General features: G+C 45.1%; 22 protein-coding genes. 13 read left to right on the top strand and 9 right to left on the bottom strand.

Annotated features, from left to right (window positions below):
- Window positions 1-265 precede the first annotated feature (265 nt).
- From PCH02S_RS11125 to PCH02S_RS11115, 3 genes are all read left to right on the top strand, one after another.
- Window positions 266-1165 carry a COX15/CtaA family protein gene (locus PCH02S_RS11125; protein WP_127452927.1) on the top strand — a complete coding sequence of 300 codons (900 nt, stop codon included), beginning with the start codon at window positions 266-268 and terminating at the stop codon, window positions 1163-1165.
- 155 nt (window positions 1166-1320) lie between these two features.
- On the top strand, window positions 1321-2031 hold the full coding sequence (locus PCH02S_RS11120; protein WP_127452925.1) for a Cthe_2314 family HEPN domain-containing protein: 711 nt from the start codon (window positions 1321-1323) through the stop codon (window positions 2029-2031).
- A 7-nt stretch (window positions 2032-2038) separates the two neighbouring features.
- On the top strand, window positions 2039-2827 hold the full coding sequence (locus PCH02S_RS11115) for an SDR family oxidoreductase (RefSeq protein ID WP_127452923.1): 789 nt from the start codon (window positions 2039-2041) through the stop codon (window positions 2825-2827).
- 55 nt (window positions 2828-2882) lie between these two features.
- Here PCH02S_RS11115 and PCH02S_RS11110 read toward each other — a convergent pair whose 3' ends face one another.
- Window positions 2883-3128: a NifU family protein gene (locus PCH02S_RS11110; protein WP_127452920.1), complete on the bottom strand. Its 246-nt coding sequence runs from the start codon at window positions 3126-3128 to the stop codon at window positions 2883-2885.
- A gap of 97 nt (window positions 3129-3225) precedes the next feature.
- On the opposite strand from PCH02S_RS11110, the gene PCH02S_RS11105 reads away from it, so the two are divergent.
- Complete coding sequence (locus PCH02S_RS11105; RefSeq protein WP_127452918.1) at window positions 3226-3480, top strand: YuzB family protein; 255 nt, start codon at window positions 3226-3228, stop codon at window positions 3478-3480.
- An 8-nt stretch (window positions 3481-3488) separates the two neighbouring features.
- On the opposite strand, the gene PCH02S_RS11100 is transcribed toward PCH02S_RS11105, so the two are convergent.
- Window positions 3489-4553, bottom strand: coding sequence for an NAD(P)/FAD-dependent oxidoreductase (locus PCH02S_RS11100; protein ID WP_127452916.1), 1065 nt, complete (start codon window positions 4551-4553; stop codon window positions 3489-3491).
- A 45-nt stretch (window positions 4554-4598) separates the two neighbouring features.
- Window positions 4599-5699 carry an aminofutalosine synthase MqnE gene (gene mqnE, locus PCH02S_RS11095; protein ID WP_127452914.1) on the bottom strand — a complete coding sequence of 367 codons (1101 nt, stop codon included), beginning with the start codon at window positions 5697-5699 and terminating at the stop codon, window positions 4599-4601.
- 371 nt (window positions 5700-6070) lie between these two features.
- Between mqnE and PCH02S_RS11090 the strand changes: the two genes are divergently transcribed.
- The gene (locus PCH02S_RS11090; RefSeq protein ID WP_246069031.1) at window positions 6071-6250 is read left to right on the top strand and encodes an aspartyl-phosphate phosphatase Spo0E family protein; all 180 of its coding nucleotides are present in this window, start codon (window positions 6071-6073) and stop codon (window positions 6248-6250) included.
- Window positions 6251-6394: 144 nt separating this feature from the next.
- Entirely contained in the window at window positions 6395-6766 is a 372-nt protein-coding gene (locus PCH02S_RS11085) for a HesB/IscA family protein (RefSeq protein ID WP_127452912.1), read from the top strand.
- A gap of 607 nt (window positions 6767-7373) precedes the next feature.
- Here the strand turns inward: PCH02S_RS11085 and PCH02S_RS11080 are convergent.
- Both PCH02S_RS11080 and PCH02S_RS11075 read right to left on the bottom strand, forming a co-directional pair.
- Window positions 7374-8057: a class I SAM-dependent methyltransferase gene (locus tag PCH02S_RS11080; protein WP_127452910.1), complete on the bottom strand. Its 684-nt coding sequence runs from the start codon at window positions 8055-8057 to the stop codon at window positions 7374-7376.
- 74 nt (window positions 8058-8131) lie between these two features.
- Entirely contained in the window at window positions 8132-9178 is a 1047-nt protein-coding gene (locus PCH02S_RS11075; RefSeq protein ID WP_127452908.1) for a MerR family transcriptional regulator, read from the bottom strand.
- Window positions 9179-9332: 154 nt separating this feature from the next.
- On the opposite strand from PCH02S_RS11075, the gene PCH02S_RS11070 reads away from it, so the two are divergent.
- Window positions 9333-10013: a glucosaminidase domain-containing protein gene (locus PCH02S_RS11070; RefSeq protein WP_127452906.1), complete on the top strand. Its 681-nt coding sequence runs from the start codon at window positions 9333-9335 to the stop codon at window positions 10011-10013.
- A 40-nt stretch (window positions 10014-10053) separates the two neighbouring features.
- Here PCH02S_RS11070 and PCH02S_RS11065 read toward each other — a convergent pair whose 3' ends face one another.
- A complete protein-coding gene (locus tag PCH02S_RS11065; protein ID WP_127452904.1) occupies window positions 10054-10215 on the bottom strand; it encodes a mechanosensitive ion channel protein MscL in 162 nt (53 codons plus the stop codon).
- Between the two features lie 339 nt (window positions 10216-10554).
- Here PCH02S_RS11065 and sda point away from each other — a divergent pair, with 339 nt between their 5' ends.
- The gene (gene sda, locus PCH02S_RS11060; RefSeq protein ID WP_127452902.1) at window positions 10555-10710 is read left to right on the top strand and encodes a sporulation histidine kinase inhibitor Sda; all 156 of its coding nucleotides are present in this window, start codon (window positions 10555-10557) and stop codon (window positions 10708-10710) included.
- A 353-nt stretch (window positions 10711-11063) separates the two neighbouring features.
- On the opposite strand, the gene PCH02S_RS11050 is transcribed toward sda, so the two are convergent.
- Window positions 11064-12065: an NAD(P)/FAD-dependent oxidoreductase gene (locus PCH02S_RS11050; protein ID WP_127452898.1), complete on the bottom strand. Its 1002-nt coding sequence runs from the start codon at window positions 12063-12065 to the stop codon at window positions 11064-11066.
- Window positions 12066-12499: 434 nt separating this feature from the next.
- Between PCH02S_RS11050 and PCH02S_RS11045 the strand changes: the two genes are divergently transcribed.
- On the top strand, window positions 12500-13690 hold the full coding sequence (locus PCH02S_RS11045) for an NAD(P)/FAD-dependent oxidoreductase (protein WP_127452896.1): 1191 nt from the start codon (window positions 12500-12502) through the stop codon (window positions 13688-13690).
- A 27-nt stretch (window positions 13691-13717) separates the two neighbouring features.
- Complete coding sequence (locus PCH02S_RS11040; protein WP_127452894.1) at window positions 13718-13999, top strand: hypothetical protein; 282 nt, start codon at window positions 13718-13720, stop codon at window positions 13997-13999.
- A 91-nt stretch (window positions 14000-14090) separates the two neighbouring features.
- Here the strand turns inward: PCH02S_RS11040 and hemQ are convergent, their stop codons facing one another.
- A complete protein-coding gene (hemQ, locus tag PCH02S_RS11035) occupies window positions 14091-14837 on the bottom strand; it encodes a hydrogen peroxide-dependent heme synthase (protein WP_127452892.1) in 747 nt (248 codons plus the stop codon).
- Between the two features lie 179 nt (window positions 14838-15016).
- Here hemQ and PCH02S_RS11030 point away from each other — a divergent pair, with 179 nt between their 5' ends.
- Window positions 15017-15301 (top strand): YuiB family protein, encoded by a 285-nt coding sequence (locus PCH02S_RS11030; RefSeq protein ID WP_127452890.1) that lies wholly within the window; start codon window positions 15017-15019, stop codon window positions 15299-15301.
- A 72-nt stretch (window positions 15302-15373) separates the two neighbouring features.
- A complete protein-coding gene (locus PCH02S_RS11025; protein WP_164819520.1) occupies window positions 15374-16258 on the top strand; it encodes an alpha/beta fold hydrolase in 885 nt (294 codons plus the stop codon).
- Window positions 16259-16347: 89 nt separating this feature from the next.
- Here the strand turns inward: PCH02S_RS11025 and PCH02S_RS11020 are convergent, their stop codons facing one another.
- On the bottom strand, window positions 16348-17394 hold the full coding sequence (locus PCH02S_RS11020; protein ID WP_246069030.1) for a zinc-binding alcohol dehydrogenase family protein: 1047 nt from the start codon (window positions 17392-17394) through the stop codon (window positions 16348-16350).
- A 116-nt stretch (window positions 17395-17510) separates the two neighbouring features.
- Here PCH02S_RS11020 and PCH02S_RS11015 point away from each other — a divergent pair, with 116 nt between their 5' ends.
- On the top strand, window positions 17511-17873 hold the full coding sequence (locus PCH02S_RS11015) for a winged helix-turn-helix transcriptional regulator (RefSeq protein WP_127452886.1): 363 nt from the start codon (window positions 17511-17513) through the stop codon (window positions 17871-17873).
- Window positions 17874-17976 lie beyond the last annotated feature (103 nt).

The following is a 17976-nucleotide window of genomic DNA, read 5'->3' as shown; positions in this document are numbered from 1 at the left end:
AGTAGATAAGAAAGTAAAAGGTTTTTACTTTTGCTTCGCTCTACCTTGATAAACCCTCTCGTCCTAAAGGACGACGAAGTCGTTTATCCTTGGATATAGCGTGAAAATCACAACTTCGCCATGAGTTCGGCCGAATAGCGGTGGTTTCGGAGCTTTGTAACAATTGCGAATGGATTTGCCAACTTTTTAAAGATATAATTGAAAACGAACCAAACGAATATTCGACAAGATCCACAGAAGTCACGACGTAAAAGTAGGTGCAATCATGCAAAAACTGATTCAAAGGCTAGCGAATTTGTCCGCCATCGGCATGTTTCTCATTCTTGCAATGGGGGCCTTGGTTACAAAGGCTGACGCAGGAAGAGGCTGCGGAGACGAGTGGCCGCTATGTCATGGGAAATTCGTCCCGGCGCATACGATATCATCGTTTATCGAATACAGTCATCGACTGGTCGTCGGTATCGTGACGCTAATCCTGATTGCCACATTCATCTTAGTGTTTCGTTATGTCAAACGGAAAGATGCGAAATACTTCATCACTGGAACCGTTGTTATGACGCTGGTACAAGCCGTAATGGGCGCACTCGCCGTCGTTTGGCCGCAATCTTCACTCGTACTGGCGCTTCATTTTGGCTTATCCCTCCTGGCATTTGCGTTTTCCCTGCTGCTTGCGCTTGTATTCACACCATGGGGCCAATTTCAAAGAGATACAGCCATTCGCAGTTCCTTTAAGGCGATCGTATGGATAACGACGATCTATAGCTATATTGTTGTTTATTTGGGTGCTTTCGTTCGTCATACGGTATCATCTGGCGGATGTTCAGGCTGGCCATTATGCAATGGGCAAGTCATCCCTGAGCTTAGTGGGGCGACGGGCATTGTTTTTACACACCGGATTGCGGCTTTACTGCTGTTCGTGTGCATTCTCTTTCTTTATCTGCAGGCCAAACGTTATTATCAGAGCTCAGACAAATTGCGCTTTGGCAGCAAATGGGCACTCATCCTAGTTTCCCTGCAAGTGATCAGCGGAGCTGTCGTCACTTGGTCCATGGGGAATGAACTTGCTTATTTGCTTACTGGCATGGTGCATGCGGTAATCGTTGCCGGTATGTTTGGATTTCTATGTTATTTATGCGTGCTTACGCTATATGATCGCAAAGCATAAGGCCTGGATTGGGCTGATTTCTGGCAATAGGACAGAACGGTTTTGTGGGAGAAGAGGCCTTCTTACTATAGAGAGGGCTATTTCTTTTTATTTATGCCTATACTTACTTCTATTGTTGTTCATTCATCAAGCTTATTAAAAAAGGGGGTGTACCCATGCTGCGAGCATTATTCCATGAACCAGAGCGGGTAGACAGCGGACTCCTGCTGGAGGCCGGCAATGCAGTAAGAGTGTTTATCGAGCATCTGGAATCGAAGGAGCATCACCACACGGCCTCAGACTACCCGAAGTACCATCGGCAAGCAATCTGGAGTAAAGGGTTCATTGATGCATTAGATGAGCTTGAGCAGAGCAAATACTGCTGCGAGCGTTACGCTGAGCATATCAATAAAATGTTTCTCGAGGATATGAACGCGCAAGAGATGGAAGCCTATCGCCTTTTCGTTTATTTTTTCAAAAATGCCTTCATCCGGCTGTTTTCCATTTTGGACAAATTGGGTACATTCATGAATGATTTATTTGAGCTCAAGACGGAGGTGCTGAAAGCGCGGTATTCGTACTTTACGGTATTGCGCAGGATGCATGAGAAGAAAATTCACGGGGCGCTTGAAGTTCAGCTGTATACGCTCAAAATGGATTATAAATCTCCGCTCGATCGGCTGCGCAATCAACGCAATATGGAGATACACTATATTAATGCCGAGATGCTGGATGATCTGATGCAAAAGGAGCCGTATCCGGGGGATCGGATTCATGTCGAAAATGTAAAATCAAATGTCGCCGATCTTCAGCAGGGATTTGATATGGTTTGCCGAACCTTAACTATAGCATTCTCTTATATTACGGCTAGTATTGCAAAGGGGTAAGAGGACCATGGAATTAAGAGGCCGAACGGTTCTTATTACAGGCAGTGCGAAAGGACTCGGCAAAATGACCGCCATCACCTTGGCTAGACAAGGGTGTCAGGTGGCTGTCAATTATGTAAATAGTGAAAGGGAAGCCGCTGAGCTTGTCCATCACTTACAAGATTTTGGTGTTCGCAGTATGGCTGTCCAAGGCGATGTCGCTAAGCGGGAAGACATAACACGTATGGTGGAACAAACAGCGTCTGAGCTGGGCCCGATTGATATTCTCGTGAACAATGCGGGGCCTTTTTTCCGGGAGCGGCGGTTTTTTGCTGATTATGGTGTGGATGAAATTGAATATTTAATGCGCGGCAATTTGCTTGGCGTTATGGAGCTTGATCAATTGGTTTTGCCGATGATGAGGGAGAAGAGGTGGGGGCGGATAATCCATTTTGGATTTGGCCGAGCGGCTGAAGCCAGAGGCTGGACACATCGCGCTGTCTACGCGGCAGCGAAGGTGGGCTTGGTCTCCTTCACGAAGACATTGGCTGAAGAAGAAGCCAGCCACGGAATCACCGTGAATATGATTTGCCCAGGCGACATTCGCGGGAAAAATAAAGAGCGCACGATGCAGGAAGCCCGTCTGGAGGTCGATGGCGAAACGCCGGTAGGAAGACCGGGGACTGGCGAAGATGTGGCCAGAGTCATCGAATTCTTATGCTTGCCGGCTTCAGATTTCATCACAGGCAACATCATGGATATATCTGGAGGGCTCGACCCGATCCAGCCGCTGCCGCTGCTTAATCAACGCAAATAGATTAGCAAAAAGAGCTTACCATAGTGGTAAGCTCTTTCTTATGATATAGTCGTTATTAGAACACTTGCACGACTTCAGTTATACCTTCAACTTCTTCAACAAGTGCGCGTTCGATACCGGCTTTCAACGTGATGGTTGAACTCGGGCAGCTTCCACAAGCACCCATCAGTTTCAGCTTCACAACACCGTCTTCTACGTCAACGAGATCCACGTCGCCGCCATCGCGTTGTAGAAAAGGACGAAGTTTATCTAAAACCTCAAGGACTTCATCATAAATAGCTTCTTTTGTTTTTTCAGACATTTGATTCATCTCCTTTCTTTTATTATTATATTACAATAATGATTAAATGAAAATGGTTTTCAACTTGAATATATCGACATAAGGTGGAATTTTTATTATGAGACCAATCATAGAGTTTTGCGCCAGCAACATGCACAATGGAACAGAGAAAGTCATGAAAGCCCTAGAACAAAATCCCGACTATGATGTCATCGAATACGGCTGTCTTGGTAATTGCGGACAGTGCTACATGGAGCCCTATGCGCTATTGAACGGCGAAATCATTGCCGCAGAGAACGCAGATCAACTTCACGAACTTATTCTTGCGAAGATCAAAGAGATTGAAGCGATGTACGATCTGCTAAGCGATTGAGCCTGAACTTATCCGAAGTGGCGTTTCGATTTCCAGAGAACGCCACTTTTTAGCATACGCGCGATTTTGCCTGTCATCAGCGTGCGTTTACCCATGATACCGAACCCAGCTTTTTTACCGAGTGAACCTAATGTGCCTCTGAGTTTAATTTCACCAAGCCGCGGCGTATCACCTTTCCAAATCGCCTGCATGACTTCAGCAATCTGCTTGCCTTGCGCTTGTGCCGCTTGCGCACTTGGCGAGAATGGGAGGGAAGCGCAGTCGCCGACAACATAGACGTTTTTATGATCCGGAATTTGGTGATGCTCATTTAACAATATACGCCCTTGACGGTCTTTGGGTACGTTCAGAGCTTCAACAATTGGATTTGGCTGAATGCCCGCAGTCCAGATGGTCGCATCTGTTTGGATGATTTCATCCCCGTTGTACAAATCTCCGCCATCCAGACGACATAATGACACGTTCGGACGAAGCTCGATGTGATGCTGGGTCATCCATTCCCGTACATATTGCTGCAGGTTGCTTGGGAAAGCGGACAGCAGACTTGGACCACGGTCGATGAGTCGAATGTTCAGATCGGCCCGGCTTTCTCTTAACTCCGCAGCCATCTCCACACCGCTTAAACCGCCGCCGATAATGGAAACTTGTCCATAAGGCGCGATGTTATTGATGCGTTGGTACGTAGCGCGAGTTTGCGCCAGCGTTTGAATGCTGGAGGAGAACTCTTTGGCACCCGTGATGCCATGATAGCTATCTACACAGCCTAGACCAATTACAAGCCAATCATACGTGACAGGTTCTCTATCTTCAAAAAGAATTTCCTTTTTCTCCAAATCCACCGAGGACACTTCTCCGTAAGTCAGCAATAAACGAGGGTCATCTGGATAAGCAACTCGAATATGCGTTTCTGCAATTGTACCTGAAGCCAGAGCGTAATATTCCGTTTTGAGGCCTTGAAAAGGACTTCGATCGATCATTTCCAGTATGGTATCTTCCGGCAAATCTTTTTCCAGCATGTTCAAGGCTATGGTCAGACCGCCATAACCTCCTCCGAGGATCACAAATTTTTTCATAACACTCCGTATCCCTTCTTGACTATTCTCTCTTCTCTAGTATGACTAATACACTTTGATTTCATTATAAAAGGTGTCGCGTTCAACGGCTGTACGTCCAGCACCTTGAATCAACCAAACAAGCTCGTCACGTGTTAGTCCTTCAGGGGATAACGCGCCGGCTGCATGTGAAATTTTCTCTTTCACGATCGTGCCATGGGCATCGGAGGCCCCGAAGGTGAAGGAAAGCTGAGTCAATTTCGTACCAATATTAATGAAATAAGCTTTGATATGAGGGAAATTATCCAGCATCAAACGGCTGATTGCGATGGTTTTCAGCTCGTCCCAAGCAGGCACGCGTCTTTTGAGGCCCGCGTTTTTGCTGGCTGGTTGGATGGAGTTCGGAATGAAAACTAAGAAACCGTTCGTTTCGTCTTGCAGTTCGCGTAAAAGCATCATATGGCGAATGCGTTCTTCTTTTGTTTCTATCGATCCGTATAGCATAGTGGCGTGAGTTTTCATGCCAAGCAAGTGGGCATTGCGATGAACGTCGAGCCATTCTTCCGAAGAAGCTTTTTCGACTTTCATTTTGGACCGGTAGCGCTCCGTAAGAATCTCTGCACCGCCACCTGGCAGTGTGGATAGGCCTGCATCCATCAATGTCTTCAAGACATCTCGGTAGCTTAAGCCGCTAATCCGTGAGAAAAATTCAATTTCTGCCGCGGTATGCGCCTTAATGGTCACATCAGGGTAGGCATTTTTCAATTGGCGAATGCAATCAACGTAATATTCAAAAGGCAAATGAGGATTATGCCCTTGGCTAATATGGAACTCTCTGATTTCCGGGTTATAATGTTCAGCTACATACTCTAACATTTGGCTTGGCGTAAGCGTGTATGAACCTTCTTCGCCCTCATCGCGGCGGAAATGGCAAAAAGCACAATGCTCCTCACACACATTCGTGAAATACAAACTCATATTTTGCACAAAATAAACCTTGTTTCCGTTCAATCGTGTGTTTACTTTGTTTGCCATTTGACCTATGCTCAGAAGATCGTCCGATTCATACAAAAATAATCCATCCTCCAGGGATAGACGTTGACCGTGTTCAACTTTGTCGGCAATTTCCGCCATCCGTTTGATCGGGTCTGTGGTGATTACACTCATCTTCATTCCTCCTATGAAATCAAAATAAAGCACATAAAGAATCGACGCATCCATCTGCAGATGATTTCATGCGCCTTTGCGGTGTGAGTGGCTCGCCTACCTGTCAGCCAGTTCGGTTCAGGAATTCACACATATAGGGAGCTCTGAGTTTGGCTCAAAGACTCTCTAAGTTTTCAATAAACGTACAAACTTTCCTAATCATTATAAACCTCCCTGTGGGAGGGGGCAATATGATGAACATGGACATAAATTGACAATCTAGGAAATCTACAAATTTTGCTATCAAAATTCATAAAAGGTTATTCCCAATATTAACAAATTCCTGTATACTATTGCAATGTGATTACGTAGGGTTAAAAGGTGATTATATCGTGCCAACATATTTCGTGACCGAACTGCAGGAACGATTAGATATAGCAATCGAACAGCTTCGAGACCAAATGGTGGCTTTAGGCACTGAATATGGTTTCCTGCATCCTGAAGTGCAACAGTGTAGTCGAGAATTGGATCAGTTGATCTTGCAATATTATGCGATGCAACGCAAGCAGTAAGCCTTTGGGAACTTTGCTAGTCATGTATGCGCACCTGCCCTTGAGCAATGCACGGAATAGGAGTATACTTGATAGTAAGCATTACGAAACTTATGGATAATGCCAGTTTCCCACGATGGGAAACATCAAGGAGGGATTTCCGTTATGATTAACATTAGCGAATCTGCGAGTGATAAAATTAAAGAACTTTTGGCTTCGGAAGAATCACCGAACCTGTTCTTGCGACTAGGCGTCAAAGCTGGCGGTTGCAGCGGGTATTCTTACGGTATGGGCTTCGACGATGATCAGAAGGCTGACGATAAAGAGTTTACCATTCACGGCGTGAAAGTGGTTGTGGATGAAGAAAGCGCCAAATATTTATATGGCGTCCAAATCGACTTTGAAGACAAGGGTATGGGCGGCGGTTTCACCATCAACAACCCGAATGCAGTAGCTTCCTGTGGTTGCGGATCTTCCTTCAAACCGGCGGATTATGAAGGCACACCTGAACCTTGCGATGATAAGGTTGAGGCTTAATCAATAAGATGAGAGCGGCTTATAGCTGCTCTTTTTTTTTTGCCCATTTTTGGACAAGCAATGAAAGAATTAATCTTATTTTCATAAAACTTCGCTGGCGAAGGAGTATAATTGAAGAAAGTTCACAATCTTGACGAATTTAGATGGGAGTGATTTTGGTGAAACTGTTCAGAAACTTTTTGCAAGGATTTTTATATGCGTTTATCTCCATTGGCGCTCTTCCGTTCTTATTGGTCAAAATTATCCTCGAATCATTTTCCGGTTAATGGATAGAAGCGTTGAGTCTTCTTTTATAATAAGTAAGAAGCAGCAGATCATTTCGCTGCTTCTTTTTTTTGATTTTACGGTGCCACACCATGAGGAACAGGGAGTGGGAACTCTGAGCTTCTATTTTGGCTAAAATCAGGTGTTTGACTGGTGGGAGGGAACTACGGTCCGTTATTCTCCCGATTTTCAGTCTTGATGAGGGGAAATTAGATAAATAGAGCCCCATAGTTCCGCAAAATCAATAAAATGGCCCGTTTTGCAAGAATAGCGCCCTGTAGTTCCCAAACAACCATCCACCACGCAGTATGGATCGTAGCACTGTGGGACACTGCGTTCTTCTCTAGCGCAGCCACCAAATCCCCGCGCACTCCGGAAGCTGTATCCATCCTTCTTGAACAACTTGCTGAGCCAGCTCATCACCAAAGAAAAAACGACTCAGCCGCTCCGCCTCCTCCAAGCTGTCAAATTGATAATCCGTCCGAATCCAAGTGTGGGACATCCCCAATTCGTTTTCAAGCAAATCATAGTAAGCACGCAGAAAACTCGGGGGATTAGGGACAGTCGAACCCGTTCCGAAATTCTCGAAAATAATGGCGCAACCGCCAGGGCGCAGTGCTCGCTTTATTTCCGCCATCACCTGACGGATGTTTTCTTGCCAATTTGGCATGTCAGAGCTCCCTAAATAACAGATACTCCAGCCTGACACGATTAAATCGTAGCTATTGTCAGGGACAGGGAGAGCTCGATGATCGGCCACCTGGGTGCTCCAGTTGTGCAAGCCGGCTGCTTGAAGGTTTTGTGCCGTTACTTGCAACATGGCTTCTGATGCATCGACGGCCAAAATGGATTTGGCCTTAGGGGCAAGTACACGGGTCAATCTGCCAGAGCCAGCCCCTAGATCTAAGATGTCTAGACCTTCAACGGGGTGGATGCTTTCAATTACATCTTGGAGACTTGGCTGCTTAGAAATGAGCAGATCGTAAGTTTCTGCTTCTAGTTTGTAAATTTCATCATGGTTAGGCATAGGTCAAACTCCTCCTTAAGTTACATTACAAGTTCATCGTAAGGATTGACGTAAGGAGAAGGTCAACCATTTATTTAGCGGATTGGAACGGCATAAACCATGGTGAGCAGCTCATTCAATTGTTTATGCTTGGTGATATATCCGTTTTCGTCAAACCAGCTGAGCAGCGTAGAACTTGTGGCGTAATATGCATTCAGAATCAGCTGGATGTCATCCGTTCTTCCTTGGCGCTCTAAATCAGCTATGTACTGTACTTTTTGATCGTCATTTTCAAACATTAAATCCGTGATGCATATTCGACCGTGGGGTTTCAATACGCGGCGCATTTCGCCTAGAGCCAGTATTTTTTGTTCATCGGAAATATGGTGGAGGGCAAAGCTGGTTACAATGAAATCAAATTGTCCATCCAGATATGGAATAGCAAGAAAGTTACCCAGCTTAAGTTCCATCTGCGGATGCTTGCGCCCACAGCGCTTCAGCATTTCCTTGGATTGATCAATCCCGGCGATAGAAATTCCCTTCTCCAGAAACTTGCCTGCTAAATTTCCCGTCCCTGTTCCAATATCGAGTCCCCGTTCACCCGCCTTGGGAGCAACCCAATCGATTGTCGTTTGCAAAGCTTTCTCATAATCCTTATATTCTCTATCATTATTAACTACATTGTTGTCATGGGTTAAGGCTTGATGGTCGAAATTCCATTTATCATTCCAGTTTTTTCTGGTTTCTCTCCATCGTTTGGACCCTTCCGCCAACAAGAAAATATCATCTAATGGAAGCGTTTGTTGATATTTTAAAAGATCAATCATTGTATCTGTCGTTTCAATAATTTGTTTGAGCTCCAGCCACTGAGAAAAGATGATGGACCGCTGCATTTCCAAATAATACTGGAGTTGTTCGGTATCTTCATCGCCGGCTAGAGGCAACGCTTTTTTAATATCCTCAATCGTCATCCCGGCTTCTCTCAGCGAAATGATTGTTTGTAACCGCCATACTTCCTTTTCCGTAAATCTTCTATATAAATTGTGTTCTTGCTTATGGGGAGAAATTAGCCCTTTTTGTTCATAAAAACGAATGGTTCTTGGAGAAATGTTCAGCTTCTCTGCTAATTCTTTGATTTGCATATTCAATCAGCCCTCCTTTCCTTACTAAACCTTAACCTAAGGGAAAAGTAAAGTGGGACTGAGAAGTAGTCCTCATAAGGGGAACCTTTTGCTCACGGAAGAATAGAATAGATTGAAAGAGTACTAGCTTGAACTAGGAAAAGGGGGTGAGTGCATGGTAACTAGACAAGCATTTATCGAGCTGATTGCTCCGATTGCTGTAGAACTGCGTCTGGATCATTCTCCGATATTCCCTTCCGTTCGTATCGCACAGGCGATTCTGGAGACGGGTGGAAACGTGAATGCGTGGAACAACTTGGTAGGATATAAGGTTGGCAGCGGTGTGCTTACACCTTATTGGACAGGGGACAGAGTATCGGCCTTGACTTGGGAGATGGTAAACGGTGTGCGTTACGATAATGTGCCTAGTGATTTCCGCGTGTATCCATCGATCGAATTCTGCTTTCGGGATCAAGATCTCCTCTTCCAGCTGCCCCGATATGTGAATGTAAGGAACGCCAAAAGTCCGGGAGAACAAACACAAGCCTTGCAGAGCAGCGGCTACGCCACAGATATTGCTTACGCCAGTAAGCTGAATAATTTGATACAAGTTAATGGATTAACGAGATATGATGAGGAGGTTGTGAAAATGTTAGAACAGCTGCAGGCACAAATTGCTGCCTTACAGACCAGAGTAAGCGCATTAGAAGGACAAGCGGCGCTAAAAGAAGTGCCCGAGTGGGCCAAAGCAGCGGTTGATGCGGCGGTTAAAGCGAATCTTATTGATACACCGAAAGACGGAAGTTATGACTTTTACCGCTTGTTAACGGTGCTTCATCGTAAAGGGATTATCTAACATAGCCGAAAAAAGAGCCGCAAGTGACGGGGAATCATTCCTAGTACACGATGCGGCCTTTAATTTTTACGTTGTCGCCATATTTGTCTTTCATAACCTTTGTTTGTTCTAGCATATACGAGTAGATTTCTTTCAAGCGGTTCTTTTTGGGCTTAATTGTTTCTTTGATTTCACCATTCAGTACAATATCGTAGACGATCATGTCTATCACTCCTTTGATTAACTTTCTAATCGTATTATAAACAATGAATATTAACGGGCGATTAAAATTTCTTTTCAAATTTGTGAACTTTGTTCTGAAAATATTAAGTATTACACGGAATTTTACAAATTAAGTGATCAATTTTTTTTATCAGCATACGCATAGTCTAGCATGTGTATAACTTTATACACAATATCCCCCAAGCAATCATACCGTTTAGGGGGGATATCAACAATTTACCCACAGGATATACACAATTTTCTGTGGATAATGGAACAGTTGTTCTATTTTTAACCCCATGATAATATAATTACAAATTATAGAATAAAGGTGATTTCAGTGAGACAAATTAGCGACGAAACATTGATCGACTCTTATTACAAAGCACTGGATTTGAGATTAGAATCAGATTTTGTTGATCTATTGCTCGCCGAAATCCAGAGACGGAACTTGAAGCTGCAAGTCTACATCAAGGATGAAGCTCCGCTCAACTAATGGCTTAACAGATACATAACTAAGAGAGTTGATGCTCATAGATTCGGTATCTGAATGGTTAAACTGTGCATACAATCGGGGCAACTGAGCAAATGAAGGCATTCACCACCATGACCCGACAACGTGCCGTCCGAATCGGACATCGAGTACACATCAATCTCCCGATAAGGGGAGTAGGGACCAAGGTAGTCGCTTAGTCTGCCACCATCACACATGGCATGTGAGCACACGGGGCAGTCGGTGGTTAATTCCTGCAGGCCATTGCAAACCGGACATATAGATGACAAAGGGGTATTCCTCCTAATCCGAAGATTAGGTATAGAATACCCCTTTTTATGTAGAAAGATTATGATTTAAAATTTCAAATTGGAGCTGTGTCCTGGTGAAAGCTTAGCAGTTGGGTCGATATACACTTTGGCATTATTAATCGCCGTAGGTGCTTCGCCGAAGCCAACAGCAATCAATTTCAATTTGCCCGGATATGTCGTGATATCCCCTGCAGCAAAGATACCTGGAATGTTCGTTTCCATTCTGGAATCAACAACGATCGAGCCGTTCTCAATGTTAAGTCCCCACTCAGCAATCGGTCCTAGGGAAGATACGAATCCGAAGTTAACGATAACAGCATCCACATCATGCACAGTTTCTTCACCCGACTTGATATCTTTGAGCGTAACTTGCTCAATGCGGTCGCTGCCTTGAAGCTTCGTAATTTCTGTAGGCGTTACGATGTTTACTTTGGAGTTCATCAGGTTCTCAACACTGTGCTCGTGTGCGCGGAATTTATCGCGACGGTGGATCAGCGTCACTTTCTCAGCAATCGGCTCAAGCATAAGCGCCCAGTCTACCGCGGAATCGCCGCCGCCGCTGATCAATACTTTTTGGCCGGCAAATGCGTTCAAATCGCTTACGAAATAGTGTAAGTTCTTTTTCTCGTATTGTGCGGCTTCCGGAAGTTCCAAGCGACGCGGTTCGAATGCGCCAACTCCGCCTGTGATAATAACGGCGCGGCTAGTATGCGTACCTTTGTCCGTTGTGATTTCGAAAAGACGCTCTTCTTTTTTAACAACTTGATGTACTTTCTCTTCTAGGCAAACATCTATAGGAAAGTGTTTCATTTGAGCTAGTAAGTTATTGACTAGATCTTGCGCCGTTACTTTCGGGAATCCGGCTACGTCATAAATGTACTTCTCAGGGTAAAGCGCGGCAAGCTGTCCACCTAGTTGCGGCATGCTTTCAATAATTTTCACGGACGCATGGCGCATTCCAGCGTAGAAGGATGCGAACATCCCGGCAGGTCCACCACCGATGACAATAATATCAACGATGTCTTGATTAGTTTCTTTCTCGATCATTGTTAAACTCCTCCGATTCATTTCCTTTGATGTGCCATTATTCTCAGAATTGCAAGAATTGCCACAATCATTATTCCATTATAAACGTCTCTTTTAATGAAGGAAACAGAAAAGTGTGAATTCTTTATATAAATCGCTTATAAATATGATAAGTAATGCTTACAATGGTTGGACAGGGCTGAAGCGGCTGTAAGCTTGATTTTAAGCCAAAATAGCACTTGATCTTTACTAATTTAAATTATATTATATCATGAGAATCGGTTTACCATGTTGTGACTACATTTGTGCTTTTTGATGCATTTTTTGATCATCATAAATCATTGCGTGTGAGCGCAAACTAGAGGCAGTATACGACTTTTGAAACTGTTTGTGTAAATTTTCACAAGATAGAGAAACCATGGGACAATAAAATCGGATATGGAAGTGAGAGAGACATGAGTAGAATACCAAGAATCGTTATTCTAGGAGCCGGTTACGGCGGGATTCTTTCTGCAATTCGATTGCAAAAAGAATTAAATTACAATGAAGCTGATGTAACGCTCGTAAACAAGCATGATTACCATTACATTACCACGCATCTCCATATGCCTGCTGCAGGGACAGATAATCCTGAAAATGCACGCGTGAACATTCTGAAATTGATTGATGAGTTCAAAGTGGATTTCGTGAAATCGACTGTTACTCAAATCCGTCCGCACGAGAAAAAGGTTATCCTCGAAGACGGTACGCTTTCTTACGATTACCTAGTTATCGGTCTTGGCGGCGAAGCTGAAACGTTCGGAATCCCTGGACTTAAAGAATACGCGCTGAATATTCGCAGCATCAACAGTGTTCGCTTCATACGTGAGCACATTGAGTACCAATTCGCGAAATACAAGCGTGAGCCGGATCGCAAAGATTACCTGACATTCGTTATCGGTGGAGCAGGATTTACCGGTATTGAATTCATCGGTGAATTGGCAGATCGTATTCCACAGCTTTGCAAAGAATTCGATGTCGATCCTTCCCTCGTGAAGATTTATAATATTGAAGCGGCTCCAACAGCACTGCCAGGTTTTGATCCTGAGCTAGTTGAGTATGCGATGAAAATTTTAACGGACAAAGGCATCACGTTCAAAATCGGCACAGCGATCAAAGAATGCACTCCGGAAGGCGTTCTTATCGCGGGCGATGAGTTTATCAAGGCTGCAACTGTTGTTTGGACAGGCGGTATCCGCGGTAACCACATGCTCGATGATGCAGGATTTGAAACGATGCGCGGCAGAATTAAAGTTGATGAGTACCTGCGTGCTCCTCAATTCGACAATATCTATGTTGTTGGTGACTGTTCCATCGTCATGAACGATGAAGGCCGGCCATACCCTCCAACAGCACAAATCGCAATGCAGCAAGGGGAAGCTGTGGCTCATAACCTGATTGCTTCCATTCGCGGTTCGCAAATGAAAACTTTCAAATTCTCCAACAAAGGTACAGTGGCTTCCTTAGGGAAAGGACAAGCCATCGGTATTGTTGGGTCCCGTAAACTCAAAGGTAATGTAGCAGCCATGATGAAAAAAGTGGTTGATATGAGATACCTCTACATTATCGGCGGAATTCCGCTCGTTATTCGTAAAGGGCGTTTCTAGTCATCATTCGTAAACGGGGGGATCGCTATGCGGCACTGCAGTGTCCAAGTAAGAGGACTTCTTACCCGGGATGAACTGGATCGTTACAATGGACTGATTGAAGTCGGTCATTTTCTGGAGACGGAGAAACGTTACGATCATGTAGCAGTTGTACAAAAGGAAATCGATATTCTCATCCTTCCAGCCATCGAACGGTTGAAGGAAAAGAGTCGCCAGCGTGACCGCGATACCGAGGCGTATCTCGCACGCAAAGCGCAGATGGAAGCCGAACTTGCCGCTGCGCTCCGCGACGACGATGATGAGGATTAATTGGAGAAAGCTTGCTCTATAGAGGGCAGGCTTTCTTTTTTTACTAGACAAAAAAAGAAGGACAGACATGAGGTCCGTCCTTCTATTTATTTTAAACCGTAATGAGTTTAGTAAACTTCTCAGGCGTAAGCAAGTTACCCACGTAGAAATCACCGAATTCACCGAATCGTGCGCTCACTTCGTCAAAACGCATTTCATAAACGAGCTTTTTGAAATGCAGAGGATCGTCGGAGAACAGCGTTACGCCCCACTCCCAATCATCCAGACCCACAGAACCCGTGATAATTTGTTTCACTTTGCCAGCGTATGTACGGCCAATCATGCCGTGGCTGCGCATCATCGTTTTGCGATCGTCCGCAGGGAGCATGTACCAGTTGTCATTGCCTTCGCGACGCTTGTTCATCGGATAGAAGCAGATATGCTTCGCTTTAGGCAGCGTTGGCTTCAAACGCGCTTGAATCTCTGGATCATCCGCAGGGTCGACGCCAGGTTTAGCTAAGTAACTGCTTAATTCAACGATAGAAACATAGGAATATACCGGGATTGTAAAAGCAGCGAAGCTGGATTTATTGAAAGCATTTTCCAAATCATTCAGTTCTTCTAACGTTTCGCGCAATTGCATGAATACAAAGTCAGCTTTCTGTCCAACGATGCTATATACGGCAGTGCTGCCTAATTTATCGTTTTCAATTTGCTGCCAATCGGATAGGAATGTATTCAGCTCTTCCGTTGCATGTTTACGCTCTTGCGGGGTTGCGGCATGCCATGCGTTCCAGTCAATCATCCGGAAATCATGGAGCGCATACCAGCCTTCCAGCGTTTGTACGGCTTCACTCATGGGTGTTCCTCCATTCAAGGCTAATATCCCCTACATTGTATCCAATTCATGGAGAAAGGGCAAATGAACAAAGGGTGAAATGGAAAATGTTCAATTTGTGTACACTTTACCTGTGCGATCTCGTGGATTACAATGAAAAGAAAGCGGAAGATCAGTTTCATAATTAGGGGGATCAGACATTGCTGCAGATGATTATTGCCACTGTCTTAATGATGGTGTTATTTTTTGGAATCGGTTTTATTTTGAACATGCTGATGAAGACGACCTGGTTTCCACTCTATGCGTTCATCGCACTGGTGATTGGCGTTGTGATCTACGGGTCAATGGGGTCGGCCTCTTTTTTATCCAGCGGGGAAAGCTTTACGATTGTTGATATCGTTCCGGCAATCGGCGGCCTGGTTGGTGCGATTCTTAGCGGGTCGGCGATCAAAACACTGCGGATCAAAGGCTTCAAAATGTTCTAGTGTAATAATAAAAGGCAAAGCGGGCTACGATAAGGTGAAGTTCTTGAACATGACCTGACGGAGGAGACGACTTTGCCTTTTGCCCATTTAAAAGGGACGATTCTGAATTATGAGATTTCAGGAACCGGGATCCCTATTGTGTTTATCCATCCGCCTCTGTTAACTTCAGAGGCTTTCTTTTATCAAAAAAAACAGTTATCCCACCATTTCCAGGTGATCACATTTGATATTCGCGGTCACGGATCCAGCCAAGCATCGGAACGACCGCTCAGTATGGAGTTAATGGCACACGATGTTCGAATGCTGCTCGATGAAATCGGGATTGAAAAAGCTTATCTCTGCGGATATTCGACCGGCGGGATGGTCCTTCTGGAAGCGCTGTTAGCTTATCCTGAGCGATTCCTTGGAGGAATCGTGGTGAGCGGCATGTCGGAATTGACCGACGTATATAACAAAATCAGGGTGTGGATGGCGTGCAATATGACCGGCCCGGTTATGCTGATGGATCTGTTGAAGAAAGCTATCACGAACGGAAATGCAGACAATCATGAAACCTATCGCCAGTTGTACGAGAGCGCGAAGAAAGACACGTCCAATGATGTCTGCATGTATTTTAAGCAAACCCTTGCCTACTCCTGCACGCATCGACTCCGGAATATCAAGCATCCGATTTTATTAATGTTTGGTAGAAAGGATCGTTCCTTTCATCGGTATGCCCATTTGCTTCACCAAGGTCTGCCCCATAGCTCACTCTATTTCCTAAAAGATGCGAAGCATCAAATTCCGATCAAAAACGCAGCCAAGATGAATGACCTGATTCGCCTGTGGGTGGAAAGTCTGGAGGATCAGCACACGGAGCGGGGACTGCTTGATTTGGCGATCGCAAGGAAAATGAACCCTGCCATGTACGGAGAAGACACGCGGGCAAGCGAGGAGACGGGGATTTCCCCTGACTGAATCCTGCCTGTGTGAAATAAGTTATGTTGTTATAGACAAGGGGTTGTTCACAGGTCATAGTCAGACCTGAAGACAACCCCATTTTCCTTTTATGCAAAATGTTCCAGAATAATTTTGCCTATTGTGTGGCCTTCCTCAAGCATGGCATGGGCCTTGCGGAGGTTTGCTGCATCGATTGGCGTTAATCGCTGAGTCACTGTGGCGCTCAGTAGTCCGTTATCGACTAGTTCGGCTACTTCATTCAGCAGGTTGTGCTGTTCGATCATGTCCGATGTTTGAAACATCGCGCGCGTGAACATGAACTCCCAAGCGAACGTGACGCTCTTATTTTTCAGGAGATTCATATTTAATGTTTGACTAGTTTCTACAATGGAACAGATTTTCCCTTGGGGAGCGATTGCGTCCGCCATATTCTGCCAATGCTCAGCCGTGCTGTTTAAGCAGAAAATATAGTCAACCTCAGTTAGACCGAGTGCAGTTAATTGCGGCAAAAAAGCATCATAATGGTTGATTATATGATCGGCTCCCATTTGCTGCGCCCATTGAACAGATTCAGGACGTGAAGCTGTACCGATGACGGTAAGGCCGGCAAGTTTCGCTAGCTGCGTGGCGATAGAGCCAACTCCCCCGGCAGCGCCGATGATCAGTACGGTTTTGCCGACATTATCCTCTTTATTCCGTGATACGCCGAGCCGCTCATACAGGCCTTCCCAGGCGGTGATGGCTGTTAACGGCAGCGCGGCTGCATCGGCGAAATTCAGCGATTTCGGTTTCCGGCCGGCGATACGTTCGTCAACGAGATGATACTGGCTGTTGCCGCCAGGGCGAGTGATGCTTCCGGCGTAATAGACTTCATCCCCTGGCTTAAACAATGTACAGTCCGGTCCGATTTGCTCTACGATACCTGCGACGTCCCATCCCAGAACGCGAGGTGCGTCTTCCCTTTTCTCTTTCGGAGCACGCACTTTCGTATCTACGGGATTTACGGAAATGGCTTTGACCTTGATCAGCAGGTCCTTGCCGGCAGGCACCGGTTTCTCGATCTCAACGTTAATAAGGCTTTCAGGATGCTCAATAGGAAGATAACGGAATAGTCCTACCGCTTTCATCGTTTCTTGGGAACTCAATATGCTCATCTCCTAGGAATGATAGTTATGATGTTGTCAGTGTAGCTCATTCATTCTAAAATAGGAAGTACGCACATTCGTGTGGTATAGTATCAATTTGTATACTAAGGAGGTGCCGAGGCATTATGCGTGATCGCGAAAGCGGCTATGGCAGCACAGGAGATCGGGAAGGCTGCCCGGTTGAATATACATTGGACGTGATCGGGGGCAAATGGAAGGGCGTGCTGCTCTATCACATGATCGATGGATCCAAAAGATTTAATGAATTCAAACGAATCTGTCCATCCATTTCACAAAGAATGCTGACCTTGCAGCTGCGTGAGTTGGAGGAGGACGGCATTGTCCATCGTGAGGTGTACCACCAAGTGCCTCCGAAAGTGGAGTATTCTTTGACGGAGTTTGGCCAAACCTTGACGCCGATTATTTTGCTTATGAAAGAATGGGGCAAAAAGTATCAACAAAATTCGCAATGTTCCATCGAAAGCTAAGCGGCATGTACAAGGCCAACCCAGCCAGCCGAAAGGTTGGTTTTTTCATTTTAGGTAATATTATCTTTCTCTACTAGATACCAAGCGTGTCGATTTTTGTGGT

It is taken from the genome of Paenibacillus chondroitinus NBRC 15376 (genome assembly GCF_004000765.1).
Taxonomy (GTDB): domain Bacteria; phylum Bacillota; class Bacilli; order Paenibacillales; family NBRC-103111; genus Paenibacillus_E; species Paenibacillus_E chondroitinus.
This window is presented reverse-complemented; position numbering and strand designations above follow the sequence as displayed.